At 63.0% G+C, this 7,322-nt stretch carries 7 protein-coding genes; 1 reads left to right on the top strand and 6 read right to left on the bottom strand.

Annotated features, from left to right (window positions below; genetic code table 11):
• Nucleotides 1–110 precede the first annotated feature (110 nt).
• Complete coding sequence (guaA, locus tag ABW043_RS13130) at nt 111–1,682, bottom strand: glutamine-hydrolyzing GMP synthase (RefSeq protein ID WP_353921655.1); 1,572 nt, start codon at nt 1,680–1,682, stop codon at nt 111–113.
• A 150-nt stretch (nt 1,683–1,832) separates the two neighbouring features.
• Between guaA and ABW043_RS13125 the strand changes: the two genes are divergently transcribed.
• Entirely contained in the window at nt 1,833–3,050 is a 1,218-nt protein-coding gene (locus ABW043_RS13125) for an acyltransferase family protein (RefSeq protein ID WP_353921654.1), read from the top strand.
• Here the strand turns inward: ABW043_RS13125 and ABW043_RS13120 are convergent.
• The 5 genes from ABW043_RS13120 to guaB all read right to left on the bottom strand — a co-directional run.
• On the bottom strand, nt 3,043–3,525 hold the full coding sequence (locus tag ABW043_RS13120; protein ID WP_353921653.1) for a TspO/MBR family protein: 483 nt from the start codon (nt 3,523–3,525) through the stop codon (nt 3,043–3,045). The two genes, ABW043_RS13125 and ABW043_RS13120, sit on opposite strands and share 8 nt — an antisense overlap.
• 181 nt (nt 3,526–3,706) lie before the next feature.
• Nucleotides 3,707–4,996 (bottom strand): RsmB/NOP family class I SAM-dependent RNA methyltransferase, encoded by a 1,290-nt coding sequence (locus ABW043_RS13115; RefSeq protein ID WP_353921652.1) that lies wholly within the window; start codon nt 4,994–4,996, stop codon nt 3,707–3,709.
• Between the two features lie 3 nt (nt 4,997–4,999).
• The gene (locus tag ABW043_RS13110; protein WP_353921656.1) at nt 5,000–5,434 is read right to left on the bottom strand and encodes an MAPEG family protein; all 435 of its coding nucleotides are present in this window, start codon (nt 5,432–5,434) and stop codon (nt 5,000–5,002) included.
• A gap of 85 nt (nt 5,435–5,519) precedes the next feature.
• Nucleotides 5,520–5,753, bottom strand: a complete 234-nt coding sequence (locus ABW043_RS13105; protein ID WP_353921651.1) for a DUF2188 domain-containing protein — start codon at nt 5,751–5,753, stop codon at nt 5,520–5,522.
• A 70-nt stretch (nt 5,754–5,823) separates the two neighbouring features.
• On the bottom strand, nt 5,824–7,322 hold a 1,499-nt coding region (guaB, locus tag ABW043_RS13100; RefSeq protein WP_353921650.1), incomplete at its 5' end, for an IMP dehydrogenase.

Genomic DNA, 7,322 nt, shown 5'->3' with positions numbered 1-7,322 from the left:
CGGGAAAAGGTTCTGAAAAAACTATCAGAGCCCAAGCCGAAAATCTCGCCTCAGGCCCTAACCTTAACTGGTTCAGCAGGGGTAGCCCTGCGAGCGTAGCTCGCAGAAGCTCACTCCCACTCGATCGTGCCCGGCGGCTTGGACGTCACGTCGTAGACCACGCGGTTGATGCCGCGGACTTCGTTGATGATGCGGGTGGCCGTCTTGCCGAGGAAGTTCATGTCGAACTGGTAGAAGTCGGCCGTCATGCCATCGACCGAGGTCACGGCGCGGAGGGCACAGACGAATTCGTAGGTGCGCCCATCGCCCATGACACCGACGGTCTGGACCGGCAAGAGCACGGCAAAGGCCTGCCAGATCTTGTCGTATTGGCCGGACTTGCGGATTTCGTCGAGATAGATGGCATCGGCCTGACGCAGAATGTCGAGCTTCTCGGGCGTGATGCCGCCGGGGCAACGGATGGCAAGGCCCGGACCCGGGAAGGGGTGGCGGCCGATGAAGCTATCCGGGATGCCGAGTTCTCGGCCGAGGACGCGGACTTCGTCCTTGAACAGTTCGCGCAGGGGCTCGACGAGCTGCATGTTCATGCGCTCGGGGAGGCCGCCGACATTGTGATGGCTCTTGATGGTGACCGAGGGGCCGCCGGTGAAAGACACGGATTCGATGACGTCGGGATAAAGCGTGCCCTGGGCGAGGAACTGCGCGCCGCCGAGCTTCTTGGCTTCTTCCTCGAACACTTCGATGAAGAGGCGGCCGATGATCTTGCGCTTGGTTTCGGGGTCCGACTGGCCCTCGAGTTCACCGAGGAAGAGCTTGGCGGCATCCACGTGGACCAGCGGGATATTGTACTGGTCGCGGAACATGGTGACGACCTGTTCGGTCTCGTTCAACCGCATCAGGCCGTGGTCGACATAGATGCAGGTGAGCTGGTCGCCGATGGCTTCGTGGATCAGCACGGCAGCCACGGAGGAGTCGACGCCACCGGACAGGCCGCAGATCACCTTGCCGCTGCCGACCTGGGCGCGGATCTTTTCGATCATTTTCTGGCGATAGGCCGACATGGTCCAGTTGGACTGTATGCCGCAGATCTGGTGCACGAAATTGGCATAGAGCTTGGCGCCATCGGGCGTGTGCACGACTTCGGGGTGGAACTGCACGGCCCAGATGCGGCGGGCTTCGTCGGCGATCATGGCGAAGGGCGCGTTGGGCGAGGTGCCCACGACTTCAAAACCTTCGGGGATCGAGACGACGCGGTCGCCGTGGCTCATCCAGACCTGGTGGTCGGTGCCGATATCCCAGACGCCATCATAGAGGGCACTTGGCTTTTCGACGGTGACCTGGGCGCGGCCGAATTCGCGGTGATGGCCGGCTTCGACCTTGCCGCCGAGCGACATGCAGAGGGCCTGCTGGCCATAGCAGATGCCGAGGATCGGGACATTGGCTGCAAAGACCGCCGGATCGATGGTCGGCGCGTTCTCATCGAGCGTCGAGGCAGGACCGCCCGAGAGCACGATCCCCTTGGGGTTCAGGGCCGCAACGGCTGCGGCCGCGGACTGGAACGGATGGATTTCGCAGTAGACGCCGGTCTCTCGAATGCGTCGCGCAATCAACTGCGTGACCTGCGAGCCGAAGTCGACAATGAGGATGGTATCTTGAGCGGGGGCGGTGTCTGGGTGCAGCATGGCGAGGCTTTAGAGCAGAGCAAAAGATTCCGCAAGCACCCGCGCTGCAAGGCTGGACTGACGCTGCAGCAAGCGGCACAAGCACGCTCCGCGGGATCGACCGGCGCGATGAGGCGTTAGGGCGAGGAGACCCGATCTGGAACGTGCTTGATGACCAATGACAACCGATTGCTCGGTGCAGACTTTTTGCGGGCCACGGCGTGCCTTGGCGTGCTGCTGCATCACCTTGCCTTTCGCATGGACATGAATGCCGTGCCCGATGCGGCCGAGCCGGTGCTGCGGTTTCTCGTCTATGGCAGCTTTGGCGTGACGGTGTTTTTCGTGCTCAGCGGGTTTCTGCTGGCGCGGCCGTTCTGGCTGGCACTCGATGCGGGCAAGCCAATGCCCTCGCTCCGGACCTACACGCTGCGGCGGCTGGCGCGGATCGTGCCCGGATTCTGGCTGGCGCTGGTGGTCAGCCTGTTGCTCGACCTGTGGCTGGGCGGCAAGGTGCTCGATGGCGAGCGGATCATTCGCTTTGTCGCCGGCCTGTTCCTTGTCAGCGACTGGCATTGGGTGACGTTGTTTCCGGTCGATAATAATGGGCCGCTTTGGTCGATCGGCTTTGAGGTGACGGCCTATCTGTTGCTGCCGCTGGGTATGGCGGCCGTGTTTGCGCTTAAGGCTCGAAGCTGGGCGGCGCGGCTAGCATGGCTCGGCGTGATCGGCGTGGCGCTTATCGTGCACGTTCTCGTGGTGCAGTATGCGCCGATCGACGAGGTCGAGCGCGGCTGGAACCATGGGCTGGTTGGCGGCGCCAAGGCGTGGATGCCGCGGTTCAATCCCATTGGGTTCTTTGCCATTTTTGCCGTCGGCTCGCTGGCAGCCGGGGTGCAGGTTCTCATTCAGAGCCGGCGCGGGATCGGCATGGATGTCATTGGTGGGCTTGCCGTATTGGCGACGGCGCTGATCATGGCGCTCAATATCGGCGGGCTGACGGAAGGCTTTGGCTGGCTCGGCATTCCCTATGCTTTCCCCGTCATGCCGCTGGCGGTTGGCATTGCGCTCGCCACCCTGCCCTCTTCGATCTATCTCGGACGAGTGCTGGACAATGGACTCGTGCGCTTTGTCGCGCGCATCTCGTTCGGCATCTATGTCTGGCACTTTGTGGTGATGTGGCTGATCGAAAAGCTTGTGCGCGGTGCTTTCCGCACTTCGGGCGATGACGGTTGGGAAACGTGGCTACAGACAAGCGCGGCGGTGCTGGTGATCACCACGATTATCGCGACCCTGAGCTTCTATCTGCTCGAACAGCCAGCGGTGCGATGGGCCCGAAAATTCGAGCGGGCCGACAGGCGCGAGCCTGCCGGCGCCAAGGCGATCAGTTGAGGATACCGATCGACAGGTTCAGCAGCGTCGCGAAGCTGACCCAAACGAGGTAGGGCAGGAAGAGCGAGGCTGCGAGGCGGTCGCGGTTCCAGTTGACGAGAATGAAGCCGACAATGGCCAGCCACATCACGACGATGATGGCAAAGGCCGGCCAGATCATCTGGCCGATGAACCAGACCGGCGACCACGCCCAATTGAGCGCCATCTGGCCGTACCAGAGCTTTGACGAGGTGCTGGTGGGGTTATCGACAAAACTGCGCCAGCCGGCGATGGCAATCAGCACGTAGAGCGTGAACCAGACCGGGCCAAAGATCCAGTTGGGCGGATTGAAGGGCGGCTTGTTGAGGCCCTCGTACCAGGCGCCGGGGATGGACTGGGTACCGATCAGCGCGCCGACGCCGATGACGACGAGAAGGAACGTCGCGAGGACGATCCACGAGCGCGGTGTTTGGTAGTCGGTGGTGGTGGCGGACATTTTTAGGCCCTTTTGCTTCGTATGCCACTGAAACGAAGCAAAAGGGCGGTCGGTTCACTTGAGCAGCGCTCTCGCGCAGACGTCATCGCCGGGTTTATCCCGGCGATCCATCTTGTCGGGATATCCCATGGACCACCGAGACAAGCCCGGTGGTGACGATGGAGGGGATGGAGCGCGCCTACTATGCCGCGTTGCGGATCAGGTGGCAGTAAAAACCATCCGTGCCGGTACGATGCGGCGTCAGCAGGATGCCACCGCCGGCAGTTGCCAGACCCGCAGGCAGATCGGTGACCAATGTGCTGCGCCAGGCTTTGGCAATGTCCACGCTCGACAGGTCCGGATGCGCGGCAAAGAGAGCGGCGACCTGATCGTCGTTCTCTTCGGGCAGGATTGAGCAGGTGATGTAGACCAGCGTGCCGCCCGGCTTCACAAAGCGCAGCGCCTCTTCGAGGATGGCGGCCTGATCGGCCTGGCGTTGAGCCAGGAGTTCCGGGGTCAGCTTCCACTTGGTATCGGGGCGGCGACGCCAAGTGCCGGTGCCGGTGCAGGGCGCGTCGACGACAACGCGATCCATCTTGCCAACGAGATCATCGAGAGCGTCGGGCTGCGGCGCGCGAACCTGCGCGTTGCGCACGCCATTGCGCTTCAGGCGGTCATAGATCGGGGCAAGGCGATTGCGGTCGCTGTCGTAGGCGAAGATCTGGCCCTTGTTGCCCATGCTCGAGGCGAGCGCGAGGGTCTTGCCCCCTGCCCCGGCGCAGAGGTCGAGCACCTGTTCGCCGGGCTGAGCGCCGGCCAACGCTGCAACCATCTGGCTGCCCTGATCCTGAACTTCGAACCAGCCCTTTTGGTAGCCTTCGTCGGTGGTGACATTGGGCGTGCGGGCATCGCGCGGACCGGCGGGCATGGTAAAACCCATCAGCGCGTAGCCGGTCGGCTCTGGCGAGAAGCGGGCCAGCGATTTCGCCACTCTCTCCGGGGTTGCCTTGAGGGCATTGACGCGGAGGTCGAGCGAGGGACGACCGGCCATCGCCTGACCTTCGGCAGCAAGGTTTTCACCAAAGGCACGCTTGAGCGAGGGCAGCAGCCATTCGGGCACGTCGGCCTTGGTGGCCTCATCGGCCGCTTCGAGGCTGGCGGTTGCCGCAGCGGCCTCTTCGGCGGTCAGGGCTTCGGGCGCATGGCTGTCTTCGGCGAAGGCGGCATTGAGCGCTTCGGCCCCTTCGTTCCAGTTCCGCAGCACTGCGGCGAGGACGAGGGCGCGCGGTGTATCGGTACCCATGGCAAAGGCATAGGACGAGCGGCGGCGCAAAGCGTCGTAGACGAGATTGCCGATGGCGGCGCGGTCGCCGGCGCCGGCGAAGCGATTGTTGAGACCCCAGGCCTTCAGCGCCTCGGAAACCGGACGCTTGCGGTTTTCGACATCGGCAAGAACTTCAATGGCGGCGGCGATACGGCCGGGAAGGCGCATGGGTCAGATACTCGGGGCGAGAAGAATTTTGAAGACCAGCCATAGCCAGAAGAGGCACAGAACGGCAAGGCCAAGCGTATAGGCAGCGAAACGCTGCTCTACGCGATTGGTGGTGACATGGATAGCGGCGTGGACGTAGCGCAGCACGACGAAGAGCAGCGCGAGGATGGCCTCCACCCAAGTCACCGCGCCGAAGTGCAGGGCCAGGAGTGCACCGACGAAGAACAGGATGGGCAGCTGGAACTGGTTGTCGAAGCTGTTGGAGAGGAGCCGCGCCTTGAGCGGATAGGCCGTGCGCTCGACGGCGATATCGGCGACTGGAATTTCGCCGCGCATGACGCGCGGTACGCGTTCGCTCCCCATCCAGAACAGCAGGCCCAAAGTCAGCAGAACCTGGGCGGCCATGGTCAGCATCAATAGCTTTTCGACGAAGGGCACTGCGTTCAATCTCCGCCGAAGAGTTGGATTCTTGCACTAAGCGTCGTTGTCGGAGCGAATTCTCCGCCACAGCGAAACGGTCACATCAAGGAGCGTTTTCTGGCAGGCCGCTGTCGTCCGCCGAGCGCCACACCGTTTCCGCCGTGGTATCGGGGTCCTGCACGATGACCTCTGCGCCCTCGTCATTGGAGTTTCGGGCGTCTTCGATGGCCGACTCGATGGCGGCCTCGCGGGTCTTGAACGGGGCTGAAACGCTGCCGCGGTTGGTGTGCTGCCAGCAACCATCGCGCAGATAGACGATGAAATGACTTTCGCTCATGGGCTCCTCCGTTTCCTGACAACGAAGGAGAGTGACGGCGCGTTGCATAGGCCCGCGCCGTCGGAACGTCTTAGCGTCCGCTGCGGTAGTTCGGCGCTTCGCGGGTGATCGTCACGTCGTGAACGTGGCTTTCGTTGAGCGCGGCGCCAGAGATCTTCACGAAGGTGGCGTTCTCGTGGAAATCCTTGAGCGTGTGCGCGCCGGTATAGCCCATCGAGGCACGAAGGCCACCGGCAAGCTGATGCAGCACGGCGCCAGCGGGACCCTTGTACGGCACTTGGCCCTCGATGCCTTCGGGCACGAGCTTCATCTGGTCGCGCACGTCCTGCTGGAAATAGCGGTCGGCCGAACCGGCGCCCATGGCACCAACCGAACCCATGCCGCGATAGGACTTGTAGGAGCGCCCCTGATAGAGGAACACTTCGCCGGGCGCTTCATCAGTGCCTGCCAGAAGCGAGCCGACCATGACGCAGGAAGCGCCACCGGCAAGGGCCTTGGCCATGTCGCCGGAGAACTTGATGCCGCCATCGGCGATGACAGGTATGCCCTGCTTGTGGCCCTCTTCGGCGCAGGACATCACGGCGGCGAGCTGAGGAACGCCAACGCCTGCGACGATGCGGGTGGTGCAGATCGAACCGGGGCCAATACCGACCTTGACGGCGTCGGCGCCGGCATCGATCAGGGCCTTGGTGGCTTCCGCCGTCGCCACATTGCCAGCAACGATGCGGGTAGAATTGCTCTCGCGCTTGACGCGTTCCACCGCTTCGGCGACGCGCACCGAGTGGCCATGGGCGGTGTCGATGACGAGGAGATCAACGCCGGCATCGATGAGGGCGAGCGAGCGTTCAAAGCCTGCGTCACCAACGGTAGAGGCAGCGGCAACACGGAGGCGTCCCTGTGCGTCCTTGACGGCGTTGGGGTGAAGCTGGGCCTTCTCGATGTCCTTGACGGTGATGAGGCCGATGCAGCGATAGTCCGCGTCCACCACCAGCAGCTTTTCGATGCGGTGGCGGTGGAGGAGCACCTTGGCTTCTTCCTTGGAGACGCCTTCACCAACGGTGATGAGGTTCTGATGCGTCATCAGTTCGGAAATCGGCTGGGCGGGATTGCTGGCGAAGCGTACGTCGCGATTGGTGAGGATACCGACCAGCTTGCCGATGGCACGGCCGCCGGTGCCGCCATTCTGCACGACCGGAATGCCGGAGATGCGGCTCTTCTGCATGAGGCCGAGCGCATCGGCGAGAGTAGCGTCGGGTCCGATGGTGATGGGGTTCACCACCATGCCGCTCTCAAAGCTCTTTACCATGCGGACCTGCTCGGCCTGCTCGGTGGCGGTGAGGTTCTTGTGAATGACGCCAAGACCGCCGGCCTGGGCCATGGCAATGGCCATATTGGCTTCGGTGACCGTATCCATGGCCGAGGAAATGATCGGCAGATTGAGCGCTATGTCCTTGGTGACATAGGTCGAAATGTCGGTTTCAGTGGGCAGGACATCGGAGCGCGCGGGCTGGAGCAGCACGTCGTCGAACGTCAGAGCCGCGTCGCCGGTAATCGTGGTAATAATCTTCG

This window comes from Devosia sp. (assembly GCF_040509215.1).
GTDB lineage: Bacteria > Pseudomonadota > Alphaproteobacteria > Rhizobiales > Devosiaceae > Devosia.
This window is presented reverse-complemented; position numbering and strand designations above follow the sequence as displayed.